Origin of the sequence: Candidatus Methylomirabilis sp., assembly GCF_028716865.1 — a bacterium.
Classification (GTDB): domain Bacteria; phylum Methylomirabilota; class Methylomirabilia; order Methylomirabilales; family Methylomirabilaceae; genus Methylomirabilis.
Map to the genome: position 1 here is coordinate 1 of NZ_JAQUOY010000014.1, position 25,710 is coordinate 25,710.

General features: G+C 56.6%; 21 protein-coding genes. 6 read left to right on the forward strand and 15 right to left on the reverse strand.

The window, feature by feature from the left end; translation table 11 throughout:
• Nucleotides 1-150 precede the first annotated feature (150 nt).
• The 7 genes from PHV01_RS06965 to PHV01_RS06995 all read right to left on the reverse strand — a co-directional run bounded on the left by PHV01_RS06965 (nucleotide 151) and on the right by PHV01_RS06995 (nucleotide 9,652).
• The gene (locus tag PHV01_RS06965; RefSeq protein ID WP_337290431.1) at nucleotides 151-1,887 is read right to left on the reverse strand and encodes an ABC transporter ATP-binding protein; all 1,737 of its coding nucleotides are present in this window, start codon (nucleotides 1,885-1,887) and stop codon (nucleotides 151-153) included.
• Between the two features lie 31 nt (nucleotides 1,888-1,918).
• Nucleotides 1,919-2,983, reverse strand: a complete 1,065-nt coding sequence (locus PHV01_RS06970) for a Stealth CR1 domain-containing protein (RefSeq protein WP_337290432.1) — start codon at nucleotides 2,981-2,983, stop codon at nucleotides 1,919-1,921.
• Between the two features lie 195 nt (nucleotides 2,984-3,178).
• Entirely contained in the window at nucleotides 3,179-5,176 is a 1,998-nt protein-coding gene (gene asnB / locus PHV01_RS06975) for an asparagine synthase (glutamine-hydrolyzing) (RefSeq protein ID WP_337290433.1), read from the reverse strand.
• Nucleotides 5,177-5,430: 254 nt separating this feature from the next.
• Nucleotides 5,431-6,618, reverse strand: a complete 1,188-nt coding sequence (locus tag PHV01_RS06980) for an aminotransferase class I/II-fold pyridoxal phosphate-dependent enzyme (RefSeq protein WP_337290434.1) — start codon at nucleotides 6,616-6,618, stop codon at nucleotides 5,431-5,433.
• A complete protein-coding gene (locus PHV01_RS06985; RefSeq protein ID WP_337290435.1) occupies nucleotides 6,618-6,866 on the reverse strand; it encodes an acyl carrier protein in 249 nt (82 codons plus the stop codon). Before PHV01_RS06985 ends, PHV01_RS06980 begins: the two co-directional genes overlap by 1 nt.
• Before the next feature lie 27 nt (nucleotides 6,867-6,893).
• Complete coding sequence (locus PHV01_RS06990; RefSeq protein ID WP_337290436.1) at nucleotides 6,894-7,847, reverse strand: NAD-dependent epimerase/dehydratase family protein; 954 nt, start codon at nucleotides 7,845-7,847, stop codon at nucleotides 6,894-6,896.
• Nucleotides 7,826-9,652, reverse strand: coding sequence for a fatty acyl-AMP ligase (locus PHV01_RS06995; protein ID WP_337290437.1), 1,827 nt, complete (start codon nucleotides 9,650-9,652; stop codon nucleotides 7,826-7,828). The genes PHV01_RS06990 and PHV01_RS06995 overlap by 22 nt, the downstream gene beginning before the upstream one ends.
• A 502-nt stretch (nucleotides 9,653-10,154) precedes the next feature.
• Between PHV01_RS06995 and PHV01_RS07000 the strand changes: the two genes are divergently transcribed.
• Complete coding sequence (locus PHV01_RS07000) at nucleotides 10,155-11,297, forward strand: GNAT family N-acetyltransferase (protein ID WP_337290438.1); 1,143 nt, start codon at nucleotides 10,155-10,157, stop codon at nucleotides 11,295-11,297.
• A gap of 121 nt (nucleotides 11,298-11,418) precedes the next feature.
• Complete coding sequence (locus PHV01_RS07005) at nucleotides 11,419-12,216, forward strand: phosphocholine cytidylyltransferase family protein (protein ID WP_337290439.1); 798 nt, start codon at nucleotides 11,419-11,421, stop codon at nucleotides 12,214-12,216.
• Here the strand turns inward: PHV01_RS07005 and PHV01_RS07010 are convergent.
• The 6 genes from PHV01_RS07010 to PHV01_RS07035 form a co-directional block, all read right to left on the reverse strand.
• The gene (locus PHV01_RS07010) at nucleotides 12,213-13,379 is read right to left on the reverse strand and encodes a glycosyltransferase (RefSeq protein WP_337290440.1); all 1,167 of its coding nucleotides are present in this window, start codon (nucleotides 13,377-13,379) and stop codon (nucleotides 12,213-12,215) included. The two genes, PHV01_RS07005 and PHV01_RS07010, sit on opposite strands and share 4 nt — an antisense overlap.
• Nucleotides 13,372-14,544: a glycosyltransferase gene (locus PHV01_RS07015; RefSeq protein WP_337290441.1), complete on the reverse strand. Its 1,173-nt coding sequence runs from the start codon at nucleotides 14,542-14,544 to the stop codon at nucleotides 13,372-13,374. The genes PHV01_RS07010 and PHV01_RS07015 overlap by 8 nt, the downstream gene beginning before the upstream one ends.
• A 24-nt stretch (nucleotides 14,545-14,568) precedes the next feature.
• The gene (locus PHV01_RS07020) at nucleotides 14,569-15,606 is read right to left on the reverse strand and encodes a glycosyltransferase (protein ID WP_337290442.1); all 1,038 of its coding nucleotides are present in this window, start codon (nucleotides 15,604-15,606) and stop codon (nucleotides 14,569-14,571) included.
• A 61-nt stretch (nucleotides 15,607-15,667) separates the two neighbouring features.
• Entirely contained in the window at nucleotides 15,668-16,705 is a 1,038-nt protein-coding gene (locus PHV01_RS07025; protein WP_337290443.1) for a glycosyltransferase family A protein, read from the reverse strand.
• Entirely contained in the window at nucleotides 16,675-18,165 is a 1,491-nt protein-coding gene (locus tag PHV01_RS07030; protein WP_337290444.1) for a CDP-alcohol phosphatidyltransferase family protein, read from the reverse strand. The genes PHV01_RS07025 and PHV01_RS07030 overlap by 31 nt, the downstream gene beginning before the upstream one ends.
• Nucleotides 18,166-18,255: 90 nt before the next feature.
• Nucleotides 18,256-19,053, reverse strand: coding sequence for a CDP-alcohol phosphatidyltransferase family protein (locus PHV01_RS07035; protein ID WP_337290445.1), 798 nt, complete (start codon nucleotides 19,051-19,053; stop codon nucleotides 18,256-18,258).
• Between the two features lie 440 nt (nucleotides 19,054-19,493).
• On the opposite strand from PHV01_RS07035, the gene lptF reads away from it, so the two are divergent.
• Both lptF and lptG read left to right on the forward strand, forming a co-directional pair.
• Nucleotides 19,494-20,558, forward strand: a complete 1,065-nt coding sequence (gene lptF / locus PHV01_RS07040; RefSeq protein WP_337290446.1) for an LPS export ABC transporter permease LptF — start codon at nucleotides 19,494-19,496, stop codon at nucleotides 20,556-20,558.
• The gene (gene lptG, locus PHV01_RS07045) at nucleotides 20,555-21,622 is read left to right on the forward strand and encodes an LPS export ABC transporter permease LptG (RefSeq protein ID WP_337290447.1); all 1,068 of its coding nucleotides are present in this window, start codon (nucleotides 20,555-20,557) and stop codon (nucleotides 21,620-21,622) included. Before lptF ends, lptG begins: the two co-directional genes overlap by 4 nt.
• On the opposite strand, the gene PHV01_RS07050 is transcribed toward lptG, so the two are convergent.
• On the reverse strand, nucleotides 21,563-22,564 hold the full coding sequence (locus PHV01_RS07050) for a metallophosphoesterase (RefSeq protein WP_337290448.1): 1,002 nt from the start codon (nucleotides 22,562-22,564) through the stop codon (nucleotides 21,563-21,565). The genes lptG and PHV01_RS07050 overlap by 60 nt on opposite strands.
• A gap of 230 nt (nucleotides 22,565-22,794) precedes the next feature.
• Here PHV01_RS07050 and PHV01_RS07055 point away from each other — a divergent pair, with 230 nt between their 5' ends.
• On the forward strand, nucleotides 22,795-24,198 hold the full coding sequence (locus PHV01_RS07055) for a sodium:proton antiporter (RefSeq protein ID WP_337290449.1): 1,404 nt from the start codon (nucleotides 22,795-22,797) through the stop codon (nucleotides 24,196-24,198).
• Nucleotides 24,199-24,207: 9 nt separating this feature from the next.
• Here the strand turns inward: PHV01_RS07055 and pal are convergent, their stop codons facing one another.
• A complete protein-coding gene (pal, locus tag PHV01_RS07060) occupies nucleotides 24,208-24,732 on the reverse strand; it encodes a peptidoglycan-associated lipoprotein Pal (protein WP_337290450.1) in 525 nt (174 codons plus the stop codon).
• A gap of 299 nt (nucleotides 24,733-25,031) precedes the next feature.
• Here pal and PHV01_RS07065 point away from each other — a divergent pair, with 299 nt between their 5' ends.
• Nucleotides 25,032-25,709, forward strand: a complete 678-nt coding sequence (locus PHV01_RS07065) for an ABC transporter ATP-binding protein (RefSeq protein ID WP_337290451.1) — start codon at nucleotides 25,032-25,034, stop codon at nucleotides 25,707-25,709.
• The last annotated feature ends 1 nt before the right edge of the window (nucleotide 25,710 follow it).

The window sequence follows — 25,710 nt, forward strand, 5'->3', positions numbered from 1 at the left end:
CCTTTCGGGGGCTGCGCCGGTGGTATGGCTGACCAGGGGCCCCGCCGGCGCGGGCGCCCCGATATCGCGCCCGCGCGACGGTGGGGACGGCATGGCGGATGTGTTACCCATGTTTGACAGGACTACAGGCCCCTCAACTGAGACCGCCCCCTATGGCGCGATTGGGACGAGACCCGAATCATGGTCGCTCGTGACTAAAGAAACCTCGCCGTGTCGTATCCGGTAGACCATATCGGCAGACTTCACCATGGCAGGCTGATGCGAGATGGCCAGAATCGTCAGCCGATCCAGCAGGCCGCGGAGCGTTCGGCAGATCTCCGCCTCAGTCTCCGGGTCGAGCGCGCTGGTCACTTCGTCCAGGATCAGCAGTTTGGGCCGATGCGCCAGCGCCCTGGCGATGGCAATGCGTTGTCGCTGGCCTCCTGAGAGCGTCAAGCCGCGCTCCCCAACCGAACTGTGGATCCCGGAGGGCCGAGCCATCACAAAGTCCCAGGCGCCTGCAGCACGCAGTGCAGCTTCGGCGTCAGCCTCGCTCAGTTCCGGATCGCCAAGCGTCACGTTCCGCAGCACTGTGTCGTGAAACAGGAAGGTCTCTTGTGGTACGTATCCGATCATCCGCCGCCACTGCCTCAGGTCAACGGTGTCCAGCGACAGGTCGTCGATGAAGACATGGCCTTGCTGCGGACGCAACAGACCCGTAAACAGATCCGCTATCGTCGTTTTCCCTGCCCCCGACGGCCCCATGATGGTAGTGAATGATCCCATCGAAACGGTCAGCGACGCATTCCGAAGTACATGATGTTTTCCATATCCAAAGCTGACCTTGTCCAGGCAAATGGCCTTCTCGAAGTGGGGGAGAAGACCTCCTGGCGCTGTTTCACGGTCACGGGTCGCGTCGTCGATGGCCGCTTGCAACGACCAGAAGGCGCTTTCCAGGGTTCGCATTCTCTGGTATTGCCGCTGTATCTTGGCAAGGCAGGTCAGCAATTGAGCGAGAAGAAGGATCATAATCATCACGATACTGAAGGGCATCTGCCACCGGCCAAGGGCCACGTAGAACCCGACAGCGATGATGATGGCCAACAAGACATCTTGGGAGGAACTGAGCGCCTCCGAGCTGAGCACTTCCCGCTGGAATGCCCGGTTTAATCGCTGGGTGTCAGATCTAAGGGAGGGACCGATCAACTCTTCCCTCGCCATGGCTTTGAGCGGTTTAATGGATTGAAGGCTATCGGTTAAACAGGCGAGAAGGGATTTTAAGAGTTGGGTCTGGCGAGTTCCGGCTCGATGCGCCATGCGGATGAGACGGCTGAGTCCGTAGAGGATAGCGATTCCGGGAACCAGAAATGCCAAGGTCGCCTTCCCCGCGACAACAAAGACCACACCCGTATACACAATAGCCTGGACAAACAGGGTCGCCCCCTTGGCACCCTCATAGTACGCCATTGAAGCCCGCATCGCTTCAGTACCCACCGCGTTGGCAAAGCTTCCGACAGGTTGGCGTACATAATACTCCCACCGAGCGGCCAGGAGGGCATGGAGCAGGGAGAGTCGTAGATCAGTGGCGACGTGCGTGACCGTGTAACCGACCTGGGTTTTGGCCAACAGGGTAAATGCCCCTTTGACCGCCACACAGAGGACGATGACAATCAGCAGCGTGCCAACAGTCGGCCTCAGCCCCACGACCGAAAGGGATTGTGTCAGGACCTGCTGCGCTCCGAATAGCTGAGAACCGGCCCCCTGGATCTTTTCGTCGGTCGCCGCGCTAAGCATCGGAAGCAGCATGAGGAACCCGACCCCCTCCGCAATGCTGGCGAACAGCAGAGAGATGAGGGTGAGTGCGCTCCGTCGCGGATACTTCCGGACGATGGTGCTTAAAAAGCGCATGGCGACACGCAACAGTTCCGAAGATTACACTTCACAGAGGTGTACCACCGACGATCGCTTCCGGAGAATAAAGATCTCGATTTTCAGCAGTCGTTTTCTCAAAACGGCTAGGGTTGGGGAAAAGACGTTCCAACATATGCGTGAGGTAGGATCCCCAATCAAAGTGCTCATTGTATTCGCAGTCATTTAGACACAGAAACTTCGGACGATGAGATGGCGGTGTGTTGATGAGGGCTCTTGATTTCCGGAGTAAGCGGCTTATGTTTTTTCTAGACATCAGCAACCAATTTTTGTCGAAAATAGGCGTGGCAGCGCTCCTGTAAATCGCGTAATAAAGCAGCAAGGCGGCGACGTCAATGCTTTGTCGCGATCGAAACCTCTCATGCATCGCAGTAGACACCTCTCGCGGAAACCTGTCATGTATCTCATAGGCAATCGATTTCGAGTGTATCTGAATTTGATGATTTGGATAATTCCAGAGATAAAAATTCTTCCGAAAAGGCCGCAGCCGTATCCAGTGCCTTAGATGTATGCGAGGCCTATAGAATTTCCCCAACTCTACTTCCATGAGGTGACAGCTATTCACCATTTGCTCAGAAAATGGATCGTGTTCTGGGTCGCGAGGAATATGGACAAGATTTGTTTTGAAACCCACACGCATCTTCGCATTTCCAACAAGGAAATCTTCAGCAGAGACATCATTGAGAAAGAACATGTCATCATTTGCATATAAAAAAAACTCAGACAGTCCGCGAATTCTATGCATGACGGTCTCAATGGCATTAGAAGAAAAACATGGCAAGCAGCTGCTATCCGGGAAAATATCTTGATGGTCAACAACAAATAGACCCCCAGCCTCTGGATTCAGCCAAGTCGGTCGCTGCTGGTTTGTAATAAGGTATATGTTTCGGATGAAGGGTGCGTGCTTTGCTACGCTTCGCAAGCTGTATTTGAGCTCATCATGATTCCTAAATCTCGCAGCGAAAGGGGTCGGAGTACACCCACCGATTGTTTTAAGCGCTTCAATTTTTTTGGCTTGCCATACTGGATCTGTTGAGTCCACCCATAAATACACCAGATCGATCTCGTTTAGCATTCATGCTACCTCCTTCGCTCTAGCCAACAATGCTCCTGAAGCCACCTCCAGCAGGCCAGTCAATCTTAGATCGTCATCCCCCCTGTTGCGCGCGCAGCACCTGATGAAATGAGTAGTGGTTGACGGGAAAGCCGATGCGCAATGTATCTGCTCAGGTTGTGATTACTCGCGTGCAACCAAAAAACCGTAGGTGCTTCAGGCGGCGCCACCGGATGCTCCCAGGCAGCCACTCGTGATTGCGGATTCTGCCGCCTGATGTCGCCGCCACTGCTGGAACATCAGGACGCGCCACAGCAACTTCCCACGGTTATGCATTCCCGCAAGGTGTTCGTGCCAGCGTGCGCGGACAAGTGTGGGGTCGAAAAATCCGTCCTCGGCGAGTCTCCGTTCATCGAGCAGCTCTTCCGCCCATGTCCGCAACGGACCCCAAAGCCACGCCTTGATCGGCACGTCAAAGCCCCTTTTCGGGCGGTCGACCAGCGCCCGCGGCACGTACCGGTAAAGGACCCTGCGCAAGAGCCGTTTATTCTCGCCTGCATCCACATATTTGAGCGCCGGCGCCAGGCGCCAGACGTATTCCACGACGCGATGGTCAAGCAGCGGCACGCGAACCTCAAGGCCGAACGCCATGCTCGCTCGATCCACCTTGGTCAGCATGCCGTCCGGCAGGCGTGTCATCATATCGAGGAAGCCGATGCGTTCCATAAAGTCTGGCAAGGTGACCTCTGTCGTCGCATCCTGCAGAAGATCCGGCCGTTCACGCGCGTCAGACATGACAGCGGCCGAGTCCTCCAGTGGGCAGACCACCTGACGATAGAGGTCGCTCTCAGTTGCCCCCACGAAGGTGTGTGTCAGCACACTCCTCCGATTGAGCGAAAGCTTATGACGGAGGAAGACCGGGAGAACGCCGGACAGCATCGCGCCCCCTGCCAGGATCCACTCTGCGGCAGCCGTTGTGGCGCCCGCTGTGGCGCCTCGCAGCGGCATGGGGAGATACCTGCCAGCCTGTGCAAGGGCCCGCGCCTTGTAGTAACTTGTATAGCCTCCGAGCAGTTCGTCGCCACCATCGCCTGAGAGCGCCACGGTGACATGCCGCCTGGTCAGCTCCGAGAGGAGCAGGGTCGGGATCTGAGAACTGTCGGCGAAAGGCTCGTCGTACCAGCGCGGCAGCTCTGGGATGATCGCTAAGGCCTGTTCGGGTGCGACGTACAGTTCGGTGTGCGCGGTGCCGAGATGCGCCGCCACCTCGCGGGCGTGGCGCGCCTCATCGTAGCGTGGCTCCGCGAAGCCGATCGTATAGGTGTTGATCGGACGGCTGCTCTGCGCCTGCATCAGGGCCGCAACCACAGACGAATCGATCCCGCCGGAGAGAAAGGCGCCCAGCGGTACGTCGGCCGCCATGTGACGGCCGACGGTGTCGCGCAGCAGGGATTCGAGGCCGTCGACGGCCTCCGCCTCGCTGATGTCGAGACGATTGGCCGCGGCCGCAGCAGCGACCTCCCGTGCATCCCAGTAGGGATGGATCTCCGGTGCGTCAGCGTAGGGTAGCACAAGGAGGTGGCCGGGCGACAGCTTGAAGACGCCGCAATAGATACTATGCGGTCCCGGTACGTAGCTGTAGCGAACGAAGGCGGCAAGACTGTCTCGGTCGATCTCTGGCGCCCAGCCAGCATGCGCGCGCAACGCCTTGAGCTCAGAGCCGAACATGAACAGGTTGCCAAATCGGGCCCAGTAGAGCGGCTTGATGCCGACTCGATCACGCGCGAGCGTTAGCGTCCGCGTTGCTCGATCCCACACGGCAAAGGCGAACATACCGTTGAGCCGCCCAAGCGCGGTTTTGACGCCCCACTCTGCGCACGCCTCGAGGAGAATCTCACTGTCGCAGTGACCGCGAAAGCGCCGACCATGGGCCTCAAGCTCGCGTCGGAGCTCGGCGTGATTGTATATCTCGCCGTTATAGGTGAGGACAAGACGCCCGCACGAGGAGACCATCGGCTGCCGCCCCGCCGGCGAGAGGTCGAGGATAGCGAGCCGCTGATGCGCCAACGAAATCCCTGCCGCCGGATCAATCCAGACGCCGGAATCATCGGGTCCCCGGTGGCGTAGGGTCGCCGCCATCGCCGCGCCCGTCGCCGCTAAGTACTCGGCCCCTAGTGCGCCGCGCGTATCAAGGAATCCGGCAATGCCGCACATCTACGTCTCTGTCCTGAGATTACTATTCGGATTTCTACGCTTCAAGACGGATCGCTACGATTGTTCAGACGCCCTGCGAAGATAGGGTGAAGTGCGATCAACCCCTTCACGATCAGTTGAGCGCCCAACCTTATAGCCTCACGGGTTCACCATCGTGGAAGGCCCGTCGATCCCGTTGTGCCTGCATGATTGCGAATCCTGAGCTCGCTATCATGATTGGCCGGCTCTACAACTGCGCCGAGCTCTCTGCGGCGTTACGGAGAGAAGGTTGCCTTGACGGACGCAAAGGCCTTTGCAACGCGGTCGATCTGGTCAGGGGTGTGCGCCGCGCTCACGCTGCATCGGAGCAGGCTCCCGCCATCGGGGGCGGCTGGCGGCAGAATCATGTTCACGTATACGCCTTGTTGGAGGAGACTGTTCCAGCAGGCGATCGCTTCTTCCCCTCCGCCGAACCGGACTGCGATGATCGGACTGGGTTCGGGGCCAAGCCTGCATCCCAACTCTTTCAACGAATCGTACAATCGCCGCGCGTTAGCCCAGAGCCTGAGACGTAGCTCCGGTTCCGTTCGGAGCCTGCGTAAGGCAGCCCTTGTGGAAGCGATGACCGATGGGCAGGGTGACGCGGTGAAGATATACGGGCGACTGGCATACCGGATCAGTTCCATCTCTGGATGATCCGAGACACAGAACCCGCCGGTAGCGCCCAGGCTCTTACTGAAGGTTCCAACAATAAAATCGACGCTGTCTTCAACGCCGGCCTCTTCGGAGCGCCCGCGGCCTCGCTCGCCCAAGACTCCAAGCGAATGGGCCTCGTCCAGCAGCAGATAGGCGCCGTGTTCCTGTTTCAAGGCCGCTATCTCCACTAGCGCCGCTCGATCTCCCAACATACTATAGATCCCTTCGGCGATGATCAGCGTATTGGCGCAACGCTTTCCCAGGCGTGTCAGGCGCTTATGGAGGTCGGCGGTATCGTTGTGGCGGAATCGAATGATCTCCGCGCCGCTCATCCGGCAGCCATCATAGATGCTTGCATGGCAATCGGCATCGATCAGGATCACGTCTCCCTGGCCCGCGAGCGCCGAAATGACACCCAAATTTGCCAGATAGCCGGTCGAGAAGACATCACACCACCGACGCCCATAAAACTCTGCCAGCTCTTTCTCTAATGCAAGGTGTCCGATAAAATTGCCATTCGCCATTCTGGAACCGGTGGTACCGGTCCCTTGCTCCCGCACGGCGCGTGCCGCTGCCTCAATACACTGAGGATCGAATGTTAACCCAAGGTAGTTGTTCGTCCCTGCCAGGATCATCGGACGGCCGTTCACGACAGCTTCGGTCGGCGATAGGAGCCGTTCGATTGTTACCCGAAAGGGGTCTTCACTCACTTTCGTCAGTGCCTTGCGGGCATCGGCCAACTGTCGGAACTTCTTCAGGAGAGCCATCACCGGTGCTCCATAAGTTGCTCGATCTGCCGGGCGAAATCTCCGATGGTCCGTACGTCCGGGACGATGTTCAAAGGAATGGAGATGTCGAATCGTTCCTCCACCTCAAGCAGAAGTTCCATAACCTTCAGCGAATCGAGATCGAGATCGGCGACAAGTTCGGTTTCCTCTGAAAGGGCCTGTCCGTCCTGCCCATGCGGCCGAAGGATCTCGTAAAGTTGCGGCAGTATCGTCTCGTAGCGAGCCATCTGTGAGTCAGCCTGAGATGAATGAAATTATGCGCCCACCTCTCGCCCTGGCAACGGAAGACCAAGAGTGAGTCGCAGACCTTCTTCCAAACGCACCGCCGGCGCCCAGTTGACGACCCGGCAGAACGGAGCGTTGTCGCAGACCCAGTCCTGGTGTCTGAACTCCCGCATCTTTCCCGGGGTGAACATCGGCATGTATCCTATTACAGATGCCACCATCTTGTTGAACCTCGCGGCGACATCCAGAATCAGCTCCGGCACCTGGAAATGGACGACCCGTTTTCCCCGAAGCTGCCGGAAGGTCTCGACGACCTCATGCCAGGTGTACCCATTGGGATGCCCATCATCCAGCTCGAACGCGCGTTGCTCTCGGACATTACAAAGCAACCATTGTATCACGGCCTCTGCCAGGTCTTCCACGTAGAGCAAGGAGAATCTGGCATCTTTTCGACCCAATATGGGGGCGAATCCCTGCAGCATCAGGCGAAGCAGGGGGCGCATCGCACGGTCCTCTGGGCCATAGACCACGGGAGGGCGAAGCGCGGTCCACGGGAGTCGATCGGTCACTGCAGTGAGGGCAAGTTCCCCCATCCGCTTGCTGGCTGCGTAGGGTGACAACTCCGGCTCTCGAGCCGCCAACGATGATATCAGCAGAAATCGGGGCACGGGGTTCCGGCTGGCGGCAATATGGGCCAGCCGCGAGACCGCTTCAACGTTTGTTCGATAAAAGTCGGCCTCGGTGATTCCGCGCACCGCCCCGGCGCAATGGATCACGGCGTCCGCATCGCCAATCAGGTCTTCGAGGCAGTCAGGGTCTTCGAGTGTACCCAGAACCCACTGAAGTGATGTGCCCGCAAATCGAGCGGCCAGAGACGGTGAACGGAGCAGCGCGCGGACGCGCCATCCTCCTTGTATCAGCCTCCGGGCTACAGCACTTCCGATGAATCCCGTCGCTCCCGTTAACGCGACAACGTCGCGCATGAATCCGCTTGCTGGTGGGGTTGCTGTGGGCGGGTTTCGGCGAATCCGTTTCGGCTGTGGAAGAACTGGGCTACGTTATTGCGGTTCAGGAATTCTTCCCGGGTCTTCGATCGGGACAGTTTCCCGGACGACGTGCGCGGCAGCGTACGTGGAGGAACGAGTTCAACAAAGCAGTCGATGGCGAACTGCTCGCGGATCAACCCCTGCAACCGATGGATGCATTCGGCTCGCTTGGCGGCATTCAGCTCCCGGTACTGGACGACCATCACGGCTAACTCAGTCCGGTTGGGAGCCTCAATCGAGAACGCGCACGCGTCGCCTATTCTGATTTCCGGTAATTCCTCGGCGAGATGCTCTAAGTCCTGAGGCCAGATGTTTCGACCGTGAATGATAATAACATCTTTCTTCCGACCAATGATGACAATGCTGCCTGCCACGAGATAGCCAATGTCTCCGGTATCCAGCCACCCATCCGAGGATAAGACCTTCCGAGTTTTTCCACGATCTCCGAAGTAGCCGGACATGATGTTGGCGCCTCGCGCAAAGATCGCGCCGGCGTGGCGGTCCGGAAGAATCTGACCCTGCTCGTCTCGCACCTCGACCTGGATCCCGGGAAGCGCCGAACCGCAATTGACAAATCGACTCACATTCGTCCCGTCCATTTCCGACCCACACCCACGCCCATTGAGCGGTATCGCCACTCTACGTTCGGATAAAGGCGTCTGCTCAATATGATCAATAGTAATCCCTTCACCGAGGGATGCAAAACTGATGGCGAGGGACGCCTCTGCCATACCATAGCAGGCCAAAAATGCGCTTGGCTTAAACCCGCTCAACGCGAAGGCTGCCGCAAACTCCTCCAGGACATCAGACCGAATCGTTTCGGCGCCTACTCCCGCAGCTCGCCACGCGCTGAGATCGAACTTGCCGGCATCATCCCTTCTCAAACGTCTCGCACACATCTCGTACCCGAACGTCGGACTGAAGGAGATGGTAGCCCTTGTCTGCGTCATCAGGGACAACCACAATCGGGGTCGCATGGCAAAGGACCGCGTTTTCAGGTAATCTACTGAAACTTGGCCCACCATCGGCGCAAGCACGAATCCGACAAGCCCCATGTCATGATAAAAAGGCAACCAGGATACCGCGCGATCTCCGGGACAAATCTTGAGACCGTGCGCGAGAATACCTTCCAGATTGGCGAGTACCGCGCTTTGAGTGATCATCACCCCGCGGGGAAACAGAGTGCTTCCCGAGGTGTATTGGATATAGGCCATCTCCGTGGGGCCCAAAGGTTCCAACGCTTGCGGGGCTTCCGGAAGGCATGTGAAGGTTTCTACGGTCCCGATATGGTCCAACTCGAGACCCTCGGCAGCCTCGCTCAGGAACGGAAAAAATTCAGGCCCAGCCACCGCGACGGACGGCTGGCAATGCGCCAAGAGCGCCCTGAGTTGGGCAACGTACCTTTTGTGGCCGCTTATCAGGAGCGAAGCCGACAGCGGGACAGGCACGAAGCCGGCATACTGACAGGCGAAAAAGAAGCGTTGGAAATCCGGGTCCGTGTCCGCAACGATCGCCACTCGAGCACCTCGCTCAAGTCCCAGGCTCAAAAGGCGACACGCCAGCGATTGTGCCTGTTCTCGAAGATCAGCATAAGGCAGGACTGCGTGCAGTTCACCCTGGTCTCCATAGAAATTGCATCCAGTTTCTCCCCTAGCTGCATAATCCAGAGCCTCGGCCAACGTGGAAAAGCCACTGATTCGAAGCGGCACGGTATTCTCGGTCGGCGTTGGTCCTGTTCTCATCCTCCCCTTACCCCCTCTATGCACTACGCCGTTGCCTGAAAAGTCCAGCCTCTCGACACTGGCGCGACCCCTCGCGTAAACCCAAGAAGGAGTCGAATCGGCCGAACTGCGCCGCCACTCTTATACTGGTCAAGCTCACAAGGCAACTCGCCATGCGCATTCTGCCAAGCAAGAGACGGCAGATATCCTCGCAAGCTTGCGGGAAGGACACTGGCATCTCGATATCTGCAGCAGGCAACTCTCGCACGAAACTCGCACTAGTGACGATAAGCATTGAAAGTTTTCATTACGTCATAGATAATGATGGGCACTCAAGCTAATGAATAGACCTGCCTGCCCCCGCCTCGAATAGAAAACGTTGCATTATATACAAGACCTGGGATCTTTTACAATAAGAAAGTGAGTTGAGCTTAAGCGTGGCATTGACACAGCAACCCCTCTGCGGTACAGGGGTATTGGATCAGAGCTTCGCAACCCGTATACCAACCGGGAATCTCTTATCATGCGAGCAGCGCTCGAACCTGTACGCATCGAACCGATAAACGGATCGCGGGACCTTCGACGGTTCATTCGCGTCCCCTGGTCGGTCTACGTCGATGATCCCGCATGGGTCCCTCACCTGTTTCTCGAGCGACAGGAACAGTTTTCTCGGCGTCACCCGTACTTCGCCCACGCGCACTGCTGCTTCTGGCTCGCCTACCGTGGGATGAAGCCTGTCGGCCGGATCAGCGCTCAGATTGATGCGTTACACGAGGCGCGGCATCAAGATGCCACCGGATTTTTCGGCCTGCTCGAAGCCGAGGACGAGGCAGAAACGTTTCACGCGCTGTTGAGTACGGCGGAGACCTGGCTGCGTGACCAAGGGATGGTGCGCATCCGCGGCCCATTCAACCTGTCGATCAACCAGGAGTGTGGGTTGCTCGTGGAGGGGTTCGATACACCTCCGATGATCATGATGGGCCATGCCCGTCCGTACTATGCAGATCGGCTCGCGGCCGAGGGATATCAGGGCGTGAAGGACCTGTTGGCCTATCATATTGTCACCCATTTCACACCTCCAGCACTCATGCGGACCGTTTTGAACCGAGTTGCAGGCGTCGCACGAATCCGGCCGTTGCGCCGGTCATGCCTGAGCGAAGAGCTCAATATTCTTCGAGAGATTTACGAAGATGCGTGGTCGGCCAACTGGGGCTTCATTCCCTTCACAGAGGAGGAGTTTCGCCACCTCGGATACAGCCTGCGACTGCTGGTTGAGGACGAGTACGTACAGATTGCGGAAGTGGATGGGGAGCCGGCCGCGATGATCGTCGCCTTTCCGAATGTCAATGAGGCAATAGCCGATCTTGACGGACGTCTATTCCCGCTCGGCTGGCTCAAGCTCTTGTGGCGGCTTAAGGTCAAGCAGCCGAAAACGGCCCGCGTCGCCCTGATGGGTGTGCGCAAGCGTTTTCAGGCGAGCGCGCTGGGAAGTGCGCTCGCTTTCATGCTCATCGATGCCGTGCGCGGCCATGGCATCAGGCGTGGAGTCCAGGCGGTTGAGCTTTCCTGGGTGCTGGAGGATAACAGACCGATGCGAAATATGCTGAGCATGATCGGGGGGGTTCCCTACAAACGCTACCGAATCTATGAAAAGGCACTGAGATAAGGAGTGGACTGCCGTTGATCCCGATTGCCCTCGTTTGTCATCGTCGGGCCGGCTGTTCAACCTTGTCCTCTGAAACAGTACGCTTGTATAGCTTACCGATCGTGCGGTAATATGGCTCCTCATGAAACAGCAACGAATCGAAAAAGCCATTATTCTTAGCGCCGGCAGCGGACGGCGCTTGCTGTCTCTCACCGCAGAGTTACCCAAGTGCCTTCTCCCTGTAGATGCCGACCATCCGGTGCTCGAACTGCAACTGCGTATGCTGGCGCAGTGCGGTATTCAGCATGTTACCGTTATGGTGGGTTTTGGCGCCAAAAAGGTTGAGCGCTTCCTTGCCACCCATCCCATAGAGAATCTTGAGGTTCACACCCGTTACAACCCTTTCTTTAGGACTACCAACACTCTGGTCACATGCTGGCTGGCGATTCCAGAAATGACAAAGGACTTTATGCTGCTTAACGGCGATACTCTTTTTGAGGTGGAAGTCCTACGTCGCGTGCTCACCTCCGACAAGGGGCCTGTGACTTTGGCCATCGACCAAAAGGCAGAGTACGATAAGGACGATATGAAGATAGTGTTGGACAGCGACGGACAACTTAAAGCGGTGGGGAAGGTGCTGGCGACGTCTAAGATCGATGGCGAGTCGATTGGCCTTATGGTGTTTAGAAACAAAGGGGTGGAGGCCTTTCGGGCCGCATTGGATACGGCTATACGGGATCCTGCGAACCTACGTAAGTGGTATCACGACGTCATCAGCACTATGGCTGGTTCGTTGTTGGTAGGGACCGAGTTCATTGAGGGACTCTGGTGGACGGAAATTGACACACCAAAAGACTTTGCGAAGGCACGCTCATATTTCGTCCGCGAGCAGGCGGTACCTGAACGAACAACGGTGTTCTCATCGGTAGGAGATTCTTAGCGCTTGGGCCGGCCACCCAGATCAAGCAACACTTGCAGATATTGGTCAGTAGCACGGTCCACAGAAAACATGGCAGCCTGTGCGCGTAGCCTCTCCGGGTCTGGCGGCCTCTCCAGCACCGAGAGAATGGCCTCAGTCAGCGCCGCGTCGTCCCCCACCGGTACCAGCGGGCCGTAGGCGCCGCCGTCCAGGATCTCCGCCGGGCCGCTCGGGCAGTCCGTACTCACCACCGGACAGCCACAGGCCATGGCTTCAATCAGCACGCCGGGGAGCCCTTCCCAGGCCGAAGATAATACGAAGACCGAGGCCCGCATCATGTAGGGAAAGGGATTCGGCATAAACCCCGGCAGGGCCACATCGGAGGCTACGCCAAGATCCCGTGCTAATGCCTCTAATGTTGGGCGTTCTTGCCCCTCCCCCAGAATAATGAGCCGTGCCTTCCGCACCTCCCGGACTCGGGCAAAGGCCTTCAGCAGAGTCGGGAAATCTTTTTGAGTTGCAAGCCTCCCCACTGCCAACAATACTGGCGGGCTGCCTGGCGCAAACCAGGGATGGTCCAATGGGGCGCGCATCTTCTCTTGCAGCTCAGGCGTCACCACAGGATTATAGATCGTGGTGATGGACTCACGCGGCAGATTTGTAACACGAGCAACGTCATCCGCAACGCCATCCGATACAGCGATAATGGCGTCGGCCCAGGGATAGAAGCGGCCTGCCAGTTGCGGTCGGAAGAGTGTTGTTTTCCCGTGTGCGTATGTGGCGGGTGGGCGCAGAGAGTTGCTGACCCTCACCACTAACCTTGTTCGGGCGCGGGCAAGATACCGCGCCCACAAGGCAGCATCATTGACATGGTTCGCTGCTGACAGCACAACATCCGGCTGTTCGTGTCGTAGGTAGCTTGCCAAAGCTGCGACGCTCGCTAATGCCCATCGGGACTTATTCATTGCTGCCCATGGCAAGTGCCTCCAGCGGTGATCGAGGGCCACCAGGCGCACCAAGGGAGAGAGTTCCTGGTAAAGAGTACCTTGTGAACAGGCCACCACAAGATCAACCTTGTGGCCTCGAGTAGCAAAGGCGTGGGCAAGGGTCAGCGTACGCCGCTCTGATCCGCTTCCAGAGAGGCCGTAGACGAATACGGCCAGGTGCCTGCTATCTTTATTCATGCGAGATAGTGTTCTTCGGTTGCTCTCCTCTGCATGGCCCCAGCAACAGCTCCAGATAGCGGTCGGCGGTATGATCCACGGAGAACAGGGCTGCCCTCGTGCGCAATCGGTTCGGATCCGGCGGCCTCTTCAGCACAGAAAGGATAGCCTCAGCCAGCGCTGCATCGTCCCCCACTGGCACTAGTGGGCCGTAGGCACCGCCGTCCAGGATCTCGGCTGGACCGCTCGGGCAGTCCGTACTCACCACCGGACAGCCGCAGGCCATGGCTTCGGCCACAACGTTGCCGAACCCTTCCCAAGCGGAGGACAGCACAAAAACCGAGGCTCGTACCATGTAGGGGAAGGGATTGAGCACAAAACCCGGCAGGGCCACATCAGCGGCCACGCCTAGTTGTCGCGCCAGCCTCTCCAACTTCGTCCGCTTCTTTCCCTCCCCGAGGATGACGAGCCGCGCCGGACGTATCGCCCGCACCCGGGCAAAGGCCTTGAGCAGGGTCGGAAAATCTTTTTGAGCTACAAGCCTCCCCACTGCCAACAACACCGGCGGGCTGCCTGGCGCAAACCAGGGGTGGTCCAATGGAGCGCGCATCTTCTCTTGCAGCTCAGGCGTCACCACAGGATTATAGATCATTGCGATGCGCTCACGTGGCAACCCTGTGACGCGAGCAACGTCATCTGCCACACCATTCGAAATGGAGATAATGGCGTCAGCCCAAGGATAGAAGTGTCGTGCTTGCCAGAGTTCAAACCGTTTTTGTATGTTCACAGCGGGTCGGGACAGATGGGTGCCGATCCTTATGACCAACTTTGTTCGGACGCGGGTGAGAGCGCGCGCCCACGGGGCGATGACATTGACGAGATGGCAACATGACAGCAAGACCGCCGGCCGCTCGCGTCGTAGATAGCGCGCCAAAGCTGGTATGCTCGCCAAGGTCCAGGGGCCTTTCTTAACCCATGGCAAGTACGTCCACCACGGATCGAGGGCCACCAGGCGCACCAAAGGCGATATTTCCTGGCGAGGTGGATCTTGTGAGCGCACCACCACAAGATCCACCTTGTGACCCCGAGCCGCGAAGGCGTGAGCCAGGGTCATCATCCGCTGCTGTGCCCCTCCTCCAGACAGGCTGAGAATAAACAGCGCCAGGTGCCGGTGATCTTCGGCCATGTTAGTTCATAACCCCAAGCAACACTAGGTCTCCCACAGAGGGCGTCTGAAAACAAAAAAGAACAGATTCTGCTTTAAGCTTGCCAGGGCTCCTCTGCTCAACGGCGAGCGCCAGAAGTGTTTCCACGCTGCCCACCCCATGCCGCCCGAAGCACGCCAGCACGCGGTAACCCATAGCTGGCCCACCAGCCTGGCAAACGCCTCTGTGGGATAGCGCAGGACGCGGCGGTTGACCTTCTGCAGCTTTTGCAACCAAGCGTCGGCCCATTCCAGATACTCTCGGTCCGGCGCGAACTGCAACTTAGTCATGCGGGGGAGAACAAAGTGACGCTCTAAGTCGGTCACGGTAAACGTGACCCCAAGCTCAGTAAGCTGTGCGCTCGCGATCTCCTGGTTCTTAGCCTTCATCAACTGTGCCTTCTCACGCCCAAGGTTACCCGCGTGTGTCCTGCGATGCACGAGGGTCTCTGGCAGGTTGCCGAGTTTAGAGTTCTTGGCAACACGCACAAACAGGTCAAAGTCTTCGCAAACCGCGTACTGTTCGCGGTACCGATACTCCCGCAAGACGGCGGTCCTGGCCATGATCGAAGAGTTGCAAAGACTACATCGAAACAACAGCCGCGATTGCAACTCTCCTGGCGAGACAAATCGTCTCTTATCCCTGCTCAAGGATCGGCCGTTCTCATCCATCTCCGTCGCCCAGGCCCCCACCACCGCAAAGTCTTTGTGGCGGTCAAGAAAGGCTACCTGTTTCTCCAGCCGGCGCGGATAGGCCCAGTCATCACTGTCCAGCATGGCGATGTACTCCCCACGGGCCAGATCAATGCCCCTGTTGCGCGTCCTCGGTATACCGAGGTTCTGCTCATTGCACACCAGCCGCACACGGGAGTCCGTCGTATACGTCCGCAGGATCTCCACGCTGCCGTCAGTGGAGGCGTCGTCGATGAGGAGGAGTTCGAAGTCGATGAAGCTCTGGGCAAGGATGCTCTCGATTGCTGTGGCGACATACCTCTCGCGGTTATAGACCGGGATCAGGACGGTGACTCGAGGTGAGGTGCCCATATCAAAGACCTTCTACTCTCGCACTGTTCATAACGGGTCAGCACGCCGGCCTGACCGTGCGTCAGATATCCCGAGGTAGGTGTCTGAAAGCCAGCAAGAGAAGATACATCCTCATCCTCGACCACCCCTCTTTGCTCAACGGCGACTGCCAGAAGTATTTCCAGGCACTCCAACCCATACCGGTCATGGTATGCCAGCACACCACAAACCATATCTCGCCCACCATCTGTGCCAACGGACGTTCGGGATAACGCAAGGCATGTTGATTGGCCGCTTGCAGCTTGAGCAACCAGGCGTTGGCCCACTCGAGATACGTACGGTCAGGGGTCGACTGTACTCTGTCCATGCGCAGCAGGAGAAAGTGTCGTTCCAGGTCGGCAGGGGTGAACTCAACACCCAGCTCGGCAAGCTGAGCACTCACAATTTCCAGGTGTTTCTCCTTCACCACCTGCGCCTTTTCACGTGTAATGCCGCTGGCATGCACCCTGCGACACAGCAGGATGTTGGGCAGATTGCCGAGCTTATATTTTCTGGCAAGGCGAACAAACAGGTCAACGTCTTCGCAAACTGCGTACTGTTCGCGGTACCGATACTCCCGTAAGACGGCGGTCCTGGCCATGATCGAAGAATGGTGATGACAGTAGCTAAACAGCAGCCGTGACTGCAACTCTCCTGGTAAGACAGGCAATATTTTGACCCTGCTCAAGGATCGGCCGTTCTCATCCATCTCCGTCGCCCAGGCCCCCACCACCGCAAAGTCTTTGTGGCGGTCAAGAAAGGCTACCTGTTTCTCCAGCCGGCGCGGATAGGCCCAGTCATCACTGTCCAGCATGGCGATGTACTCCCCACGGGCCAGATCAATGCCCCTGTTGCGCGTCCTCGGTATACCGAGGTTCTGCTCATTGCACACCAGCCGCACACGGGAGTCCGTCGTATACGTCCGCAGGATCTCCACGCTGCCGTCAGTGGAGGCGTCGTCGATGAGGAGGAGTTCGAAGTCGATGAAGCTCTGGGCAAGGATGCTCTCGATTGCTGTGGCGACATACCTCTCGCGGTTATAGACCGGGATCAGGACGGTGACTCGAGGTGAGGTGCCCATACCCTCTCGGACGGGAGTTGAAACTTCTTTATGGTGAAAAAATATTGAGCGCCTAATGGCCACGCGTACGTCACCAGCATCCAGAAAAGAACATTTTTATAGCCAAGAAATGTTAAGAGAAAAATGTAAAACGTTCGAATGTCGCCTTTGATGAACGGCTGAATTTTTTGGAAGAATTTTAACCAGGCACTTTTCTGTGTTTTCAAGAAATCTACACCCATGGCTTGATGGCTGACATAGCCTGCTCGGCGCAGAAAGCGGTTATGAAAGACTACCGCCGTGCAATACCAAGCACACGTTACGACAGCAGCAAACACATAATTCAGCCCTTGTTGAGATTCGCGATACAGCGCAATTGTCAAAAAAGTAAAAGGAAGGCCGAATCGTAGATCGTCAATCAGCATATCGAATCGACCTCCGGCCTCCGATTCATAATTGCGCACGCGCGCCGTCTCACCATCGCACCGGTCTAAAACCCCTGCGGCGAATTGCCACACGATGGCGAATACAATCATCGCCCAGTATCGATTGACTAATAAAAATGAGGAGGACACCAGGAACAAAATAAGCTGGATCATACTGATCGCATTCGGACTAAATCCACGGCGAACAAAAAGAAACGTCATCGGTTTGGAAAGTTTGGAATTCACGAGTTTTGAAAATTCCCCGCTGATTTCTTTAAAAGCTATTCTCCAGAAAAATTCCGTGATCTGCTCTTTACTTTCCTTTCCGGTCACTTTCAGCCACCATGCTTTTTCCAGGAACCCAGTGGTAAGCAAATATTTTTCATTCCATCGTTGAACCATTTCAGCGAAGCTCTTGAAAGCTATATGTTGTAAATCCGATCGACGGCAAACGGCAATGTCAGTACTGATGACGCCATGTTGCAACTCGGCTGAAATCTCGACGGGGCGAGATGCAGCTAAGTCACACGTCGCATTCTGAAAAACGTCTTTGCTTAAAGCAATTTTTGTGAACGCGCTCGTGTTGTGAAAGATCACTTTGAATTTCTCAGTAAATGGCTCAGCAAACGCAACCTGCCCGGCATTCAGCCAAACATTTTTATAAGCGAACAGCAAAGGCTGTTTCTGTGAATGGAATTTCGCAGCCTGATCAAAGAATGTAGGATGTACGATTTTATCCGCTTCGAATATCAAAAATACACCATCCCACTTTCCGACGACACAAGAAATCTTTTTCGATAGCATTTCATCGGACCGCAATTCCGATACGTCATATTCAAGGGCAATCCGTTTTCGAACCGAAGTTATCATTAATTCAATTTTTTTCCGCTGACCGTCGGCGCAGATGATTTTAACCGTTCGTATGCCCGCCTTGGACATGGCTATCAAGGCGCGATTCAAGAGCGTTTCCCCGCCATATACAGAATCGTACGTCGCGCCGACGGGTTCTGTATTTAAAGCGATGAGAACCGCTTGCGTAATATATTTACTCATCATCCACTAAAACTCCGCAACTCAAAGCATGTTCTTCTGAAATGTACGAGTAAGGCTTCATCTCAAACCGACCAGCTTGGACCGACAGAACTGTTAGCGCAAAGTGCATGAAGTATTTTTGAGCCGATCTTCTTTATTCAAACTACTAGCCCGTTTGAGCGTGAAGACGATAAAGTAGATGAAAAATGCTGCGGTAATCCCAAGAATAATTAAATTAAAAAGTGTGATGTTGATAAACGACAAATGAATCGTTGGATTGCTGGCGAAATAAAAAACCGCATTCGCTCCAATAAGGATGACACGAACTTCCGTGGGGCCGATTTTACCGTAGGAAATTTTAAAAACGCCCGTGACTGCCGCATTCACATATGTGAGAATGCCAAGTTGTAAATAACCGACTAGCGCCAGCATAGCGTAATTAAAATCGACGAATGGCGATAATCCTAAACCGATGCAGACCAATGTTTGGGTCAATGTATCTACCGTATGATCAACAAAATATCCATACTTGACTCGTTCGATTTTTCGATACCGTGCCAGCGTACCGTCCAGACTATCTCCAAACCAATTGACGACGAACCCGAAATCAGCCAGCCATAAAAAATTCTTGTCGACATTGCTGAGCCAATACCCGGCAGTAATGATAATGCCGCCGATGACTCCGATAGCAGTGAGTATATCGGGATTGACCCACGCCGGCATATGCTGGGACAAAAACCGCAGCGCCGGTCTTTCCAATGGTCCGAACAAAATATCGTTAACGCGTTCGTCGGTTTTCTTAGTTGTACCCTTCATCGTGGTGGGTAATACATCCGACTGCCTACCCTCCTGCGGCTGAACAGCCCCATCGTGAAGGCGTGCCTTAGTCACTGGCTCTGGCGCTTCAGCCATAACAGGCTAGGGTCCTTCCAGCAACTTGCCGAGACGCTCCGGACTCACCTCAACGGGGTACTGGTCTGGACGAGCATCCGGATCACCAACGGCAACGTGGGGGGGATGAACAACACGATCAGGGCGATCAGTCATCGCGCCTTTGGCTACCGGACGTCTTGGACGTATATCGCAACCATCTCTCACTGCTATGCGGGTCTCCCACTACTGTGTCACTTTTAGGCGAGGAGCCAAAAAGAGCGGACTTGTGCAATCCAGTATCAGTACGATACCATAGAACCCCTTGGGAGGGATAGATCCAAGATGCGGAACTCTACAAAGCGAACTGGGGATCCCGGGGAAGCGGTCAGCCGTCAACGATAAGCGGCCAGCTTCTAAAGCGCTCCTTCACTTTACCTGTCCGCGGCGCAGGCAGGTCCGAGGCTGAACGCTTTACAGCCATGTTGATACTCGATCGATATCTGACCCGGGAAATCGCCAAGCCTCTGCTCGTCTTTTGTGGAGGGCTGTTACTGCTGTTTGCTAACTTTACCGCCATCCGGTACCTGAATCGGGTAGCCGACGGCACCATGCCCTTTCAAAGCGTCCTTCCGCTGGTCCTGGTCAGAACTGCGGTCGCACTGGAGATCCTGCTGCCGATCGCGCTCAACCTGTCGGTTGTCGTGACCCTTGGACGTCTCTACACCGATTCCGAAATGTCCGCTCTCTTTGGTTCCGGTATTAGTCCGATACGGGTCATACGCACCGTGATCGCGGGTTCTCTCGTCGTGGCGGGGATCGTGGCCTTGCTGTCCATCTACGTGCGACCATGGGCAAACGGAAACCGCTATCGTCTGGAGCGCCAGGCGGTTGCGGATATCGATCTGAACGATATGCAGCCGGGTCACTTCTACGAAAACTCCTCCGGCACTGTCTTATTCTTTCAACTGCGCGACCAGAGCAGTGGTCGAATGCAGAAGGTTTTTATCCAGTCTCGGTCGGAGGAGCGAGTTCGGCTCGTCTGGGCGGAGGAGGGCTATTACCCTGAACCGGTGAAGGCGGGTATGGGCCAGACCCTGGTTTGTTCTAGCGCCCAAATCTATGAGATCTATCGAGATCAGGGCAGGGTGAGACAGGCCACATCTGACGGGCTGGTTCTCGAGTGGGAGAAAGCACATGCTCCCTCGGAGGAGTACAGGCGAAAAGCCGCCCCAACCTGGCAGTTAGCCCGCTCAGATTCGCCCAAGGATATTGCAGAGTTTCAATGGCGACTGTCAACCCCGGTGGCTGCCTTTCTGATGGGATTGCTGGGATTTCCTCTCAGTCGTGCGAGGGCACGCGAGGGCAAGTATGCCAAGTTGTTCGTCTCGGTGCTGTGTTATGCCATATTCTATAACCTGAGTATCATGGCAAAGGCATGGGTTGAGCAGGAGGTTGTGAAGACCGTTCCGGGCATCTGGTGGGTCCACCTTCTCTTGGGGATCCTAGTTGCATACCTGTTGTGGAGACGAACAACGCATCCATGAGTACGATTGATCGCCATATCTGGCTCAGGGTGATCAGGGGCTATGCCCTTATGATGGCCGTCCTGCTGTCCGTCTTCAGCCTGATGGCATTTGTCAGCGAGTTGGACTCGGTGGGGCGCGGCACCTACACGCTGCGCGACGCGGTCTTCAACGTCCTCTTAACGGTGCCGAGCCGGATGATCGAACTGGCACCGGCAACCGCCATACTGGGAAGCATCATTGGCCTTGGAGAATTGGCGAGCGGCCACGAACTGATCGCCATGCTGGCCTTGGGCACCTCACCCCTGCGTATCGGATTATCGGTGACCGTGACCGGCATCGTCCTCATGATAGCAGTGGTAGGGATTCAGGAATGGGTGGCTCCGTCTACGGATCAAATCGCCTATACGCGTCGTATCCAGGCAATCTCGAATCCGGAAGCCCTGTCCACCAAACGGGGATTCTGGTCGCGCGATGGGCGGCAATTTATCCGGGTGCATCAGGTGTTGCCCGGTCGCGTTCTCTCCGACGTCGAGATCTACGAATTCGACGACCACGATCGCTTACGCCTGGTGACGTGGGCAGCGCAAGCCGATCCAAAGGATTCGCATCAGTGGGTACTTTTGAATGTAGTGCAACGAACGACCGAAGCGAAAGGGGTCGCAACGAAACACCTTGCCAGTCTTCCCTGGGCTGGATCACTGACACCAGCGCAAGTGGAACTGCTCATCCTGCCCGCCGAGATTCTGTCGCGTGCGGCGCTCGGCCGGTACATAACATTCCTGAAAGCAACCGGTCAGGATGTGGCGCGCCTGGAGATCAGGTTATGGCAGCAACTCACGATGCCCCTGTCGACCCTGATGATGGTACTCGTCGCAATCCCCTTTGTACTCGGTCCCCTTCGGAAGGCGACTGCCGGCAAGCGGATCCTTCACGGGTCGCTGGTCGGCGCTGCCTTTCACCTGGGCAGCCATTCCGTAGCCTATCTCGGGGCCATCATGCATCTGAACGCGGCGCTGACCGTGCTAAGCCCGCTGGCCGTGCTGGGTGGGGTAACCGTGTGGGTGTACCGTCGTGCACAGTGAGCCCGCCGCCGAGTCTGCCACCCTTATTACGTGCTGATCCTCTGCAAGAAAACAGTGGTTCCCTGGGGAGTAGCCGCGCGCCGTCGTTCGAACCTCCCATCCGTGAGACGATCGACATACCTCGTAGACATGATACCCCGCACGCTGTTCCGGCTTTCGACCGCGCGCGGAGGCAGAAGGGACTCCCATCATGGGGATATTGCCTCGTACCTCGGGAAGGTACAGCACGGCAGAACGATGGGTATGTCCGTACAAAACCATCTCCACACCGTGCCGAGCGAGAAGAGCCCTCAACGTGGCCCCGTCGGTGAGTCTTTTCCGCCACGCGACCATGGCCGCCATAGGGAGATGGTGGATGAGGAGGATTCTGAACAGACCCTGTCGGCGGGTGAGGTCGAGGATGTCGCCGAGTCTGTTTATCTGTGCGGCACCCAGGCTTCCGGTGGCGAAAAAGGGTGCGGACGGGTGTGCGGAGGTCACTCCAATCAGAGCGGTATGCCCACGCACACGTACGCTTGGAAAGAACGAACGACCCGGCGTCTGCTGTTTTCCGATCTGTAATCTCTGATCGGAGGCCATATAGGGCGTCCACAGGGCGAAGGTGTCCGCCCACGGAGTACGGACGTATGCATCGTGGTTACCCGGGATAACGGTCACGTCATTCGATGAACCAAGCGTCTCCAGCCATTGTCGGGCTTGTCGAAATTCATCGGGGAGGCCAATATGGGTCAGATCACCCGTAATCACGACATGGTCCAGCGTCAGCCCTTTCAGATCGTGAAGCAGGGCAGCTAAGACCTCAGGAGCGTGCTCGCGACGACGCCGGAGCCGCCAGGACAGATAACCGAGCGCGCGCTTGTTCAGAAGATCGCGGATCTTGACGTCAATCAGCGAAGAGAGATGAAGATCAGAGAGGTGGGCGACTCTGAAGATTCCGTTCATCGATTTTGCCATCCTGATGCGGAGCCATGTAAAGCGACAAATCTCTGCATTCCCTTATTGAGGAGTCTGCCCGATAAGCCCCCGTCTCCTGTTCGACCCTTCGATAAGCTCAGCATAACACAACAACCTCTTAGACCGCACTGAGAGCGGAAATAAAAGAGGGCCGTCAACCATACGCTCCAGAAGCGTTTTGACTTTCACATCAAATCTGGTATGGTGAAACGCAACGCATGATACCGGTATTGACGACACTGGCACTCTTGGCCCTGCAGGGTTCCGCCGCGGCCGCAGAGGAGGGTGGGATGCCATTGGGCCATCAGCTCGGGCTGGTCTGGGTAGTCCCATTCGCCCTGATGCTCCTGTCCATTGCGGTCCTACCGCTCCTTGCTCCACGCTGGTGGGAATCCAACCTCAACAAAGGGATCATGTGCGCTATCCTTGGGCTTCCCGTCTCATTCTACATCTTCAGGCTGGAGAGTGCACGCCTCGTCGAAACAGGGATTGAGTATGCGGCGTTTATCGTCCTGCTCGCAGCCCTGTTTATCATCTCCGGCGGAATTCACCTGCGGGGTTCGCTGCCTGGAACGCCTTTCACCAACACCGTCGTCCTGACGACAGGCGCCATCTTTGCAAATTTCATTGGAACTACGGGAGCCTCCATGCTTCTGATTCGTCCGGTCCTTCGCGCAAACGAGCGGCGTCGACATCAGGTGCATATCGTGATCTTCTTCATCTTCATCGTCTCCAACGTCGGCGGGCTGCTCACCCCCCTCGGTGACCCGCCGCTCTTTCTCGGTTTTCTTCGCGGGGTACCGTTCGAGTGGACGATTCGTCTGCTGCCGTACTGGCTCCTGATGATTACGCCGCTGCTCATCCTCTTCTACGTATGGGACCGGCGTTGGTTTGCAGCCGAACGAGCGGCACACCATGGGGCCACAATAGAGGAGTATGGGGTTCAGGAAAAGCTGAGCGTTGACGGCAAGATCAATATCCTGCTCTTACTGGGCGTGATCACAGTGGCTTTTGTGGTGGGGCGGTTCGGCACCCAGATCGGTTTGCAGTCTGAACATGCGCGTCGGGGAGGGCAGGTGGTGGGGATGGGCATCCTCGCAGGGCTTTCCATGCTAATGACGCGTTGGGAAACGCGCGCTGCCAACGGCTTTACCTTATCCCCCATTGTGGAGGTAGCAGTGATCTTTGCCGGAATCTTCGCGACGATGATTCCTGCCCTGGCCATCCTGGAGGCCCGCGCAGGCGAGCTCGGTCTCACGCGCCCATGGCAGTTTTTTTGGGTAACGGGATTCCTCTCGAGCTTCCTTGATAATGCGCCGACCTACCTGACCTTCGCGTCGATGGCCAGCGGCCTGATGGGAACGGAAGCCGCACGCCTGGGTCAACTTCTGCACGCCACAACCGGGCCCATGCATGGGGAAGCGCTCCTGACGGCGATCTCTGTCGGTGCCGTCTCTATGGGAGCGAATACCTATATCGGCAACGGCCCCAACTTCATGGTCAAGGCAATCGCAGAAGAGGCCGGGATCGAGATGCCTTCTTTCTTCGGGTACATGAAATATACTATCGGCATCCTCCTTCCCCTTTTTCTGCTGGTTACTTTCGTCTTCTTTCGCCCATAGCTTCTGGCGCTACCGCTCGCTCACCACGAAGTGGGCTCTTCGGTTCAACTGCCAGGCTGCTTCATCATGACCCATGGCAAACGGACGCTCCTTCCCGAAGCTCACGATCTTGATGCGCCTGGCATCGATGCCCGCCACCTCCAGGTAGTCCCTGGTGGCCTTAGCTCGTCGTTCGCCCAAAGCCAGATTATACTCCGACGTCCCGCGTTCGTCGCAGTGGCCCTCGATCGTGATCCGCTCCGTTGGATTAGCATTGAGCCACTGAAGATCCTCGTTGAGACGTGGCTGCGCATCCTTGCGAATGGCCGATTTATCAAAATCAAAGAAAATGTCCTTCAGTGGTGACTCCTTGCCTGCCATTGGTTGTTGGGCCGAGGGCGCTCCTGCTGCCGGTGGCTCCTGAATCGGCGCGGCAGGTTTTACCTCCTCCTCACCGAAAAACTCTGCAAGCTTCGCGCAGCTTGAGAGCAGAAATGCGACAGTCAACAGCAATCCTATGCTCGAGATAGTCTTGTGCCTCCATACTTTTCTCATTGCTTTCGCCTCCTCAACGAATAATCCCCGTGATAGAGCAACTCACAGTGCTCACCGCAACCTCGACGCCATTTACGCAACACAAATGGTGCAAAACCTCCTGCGGGCAGATCGAGCAAAAAATGGATAAGGACCAAAATAAGTTATAAAACTGTTTCAGAATGAAGGTATCTTTACTCTTCACCAGTAGGCTTGTCAATCGAATTTCTAGTTTTTGTACGGGGTACTCCGGAAGTGGGCACGTTGACTCGGTGGAAGGTACACGTAATAATGGGTTCGATGAGCGTAAGGAAGCGTAGATGATCAGGCTGCAGCAGGTTGCAAAGGTCTATTCGCTGGGCAAGGTCGAGGTGCGAGCCCTAGATGGGATCACGCTGACCATTGGGTCGGGAGAGTTCGTTGCGTTGGTTGGACCGAGCGGTTGCGGCAAAACCACTCTCCTCAACCTGATGGCCGGGATCGACCGGCCGACCTCCGGCGAGGTGTGGCTTGAGGGGGAGCGTCTGGATCGCCTGTCCGACGACAGCCTAACATGCCTTCGCCGGAGTAAGGTTGGGATCGTCTACCAGTTCTTCAATCTGCTTCCGACACTGACCGCCAGGGAGAACGTCGCTCTGCCGCTACTGTTGAATGGACTGCAGCGCAGCGACATCGAAGGGCGCGTTGAGCGAGGGCTGCAGCGGGTAGGGTTGATGCACCGCGCGGAGCACTGGCCTCATGAGCTGTCCGGCGGGGAACAGCAGCGAGTGGCCATAGCCAGAGCGATCGTGGCTGAACCGCGGGTTCTCCTGGCCGACGAGCCCACAGGCAACCTGGATTCGGTGGCGGGCGAAACGGTTCTGGATCTGCTCGCGCGGCTTCATCGAGAGCAAGGTCAGACGATTGTCCTGGCCACCCATAGCCAGGAGGCGATGAAAAGGGCCGGTCGGATCGTCTACCTGCGCGATGGAAGGATAGAGGGGCTCGAGGAGCGCTAAC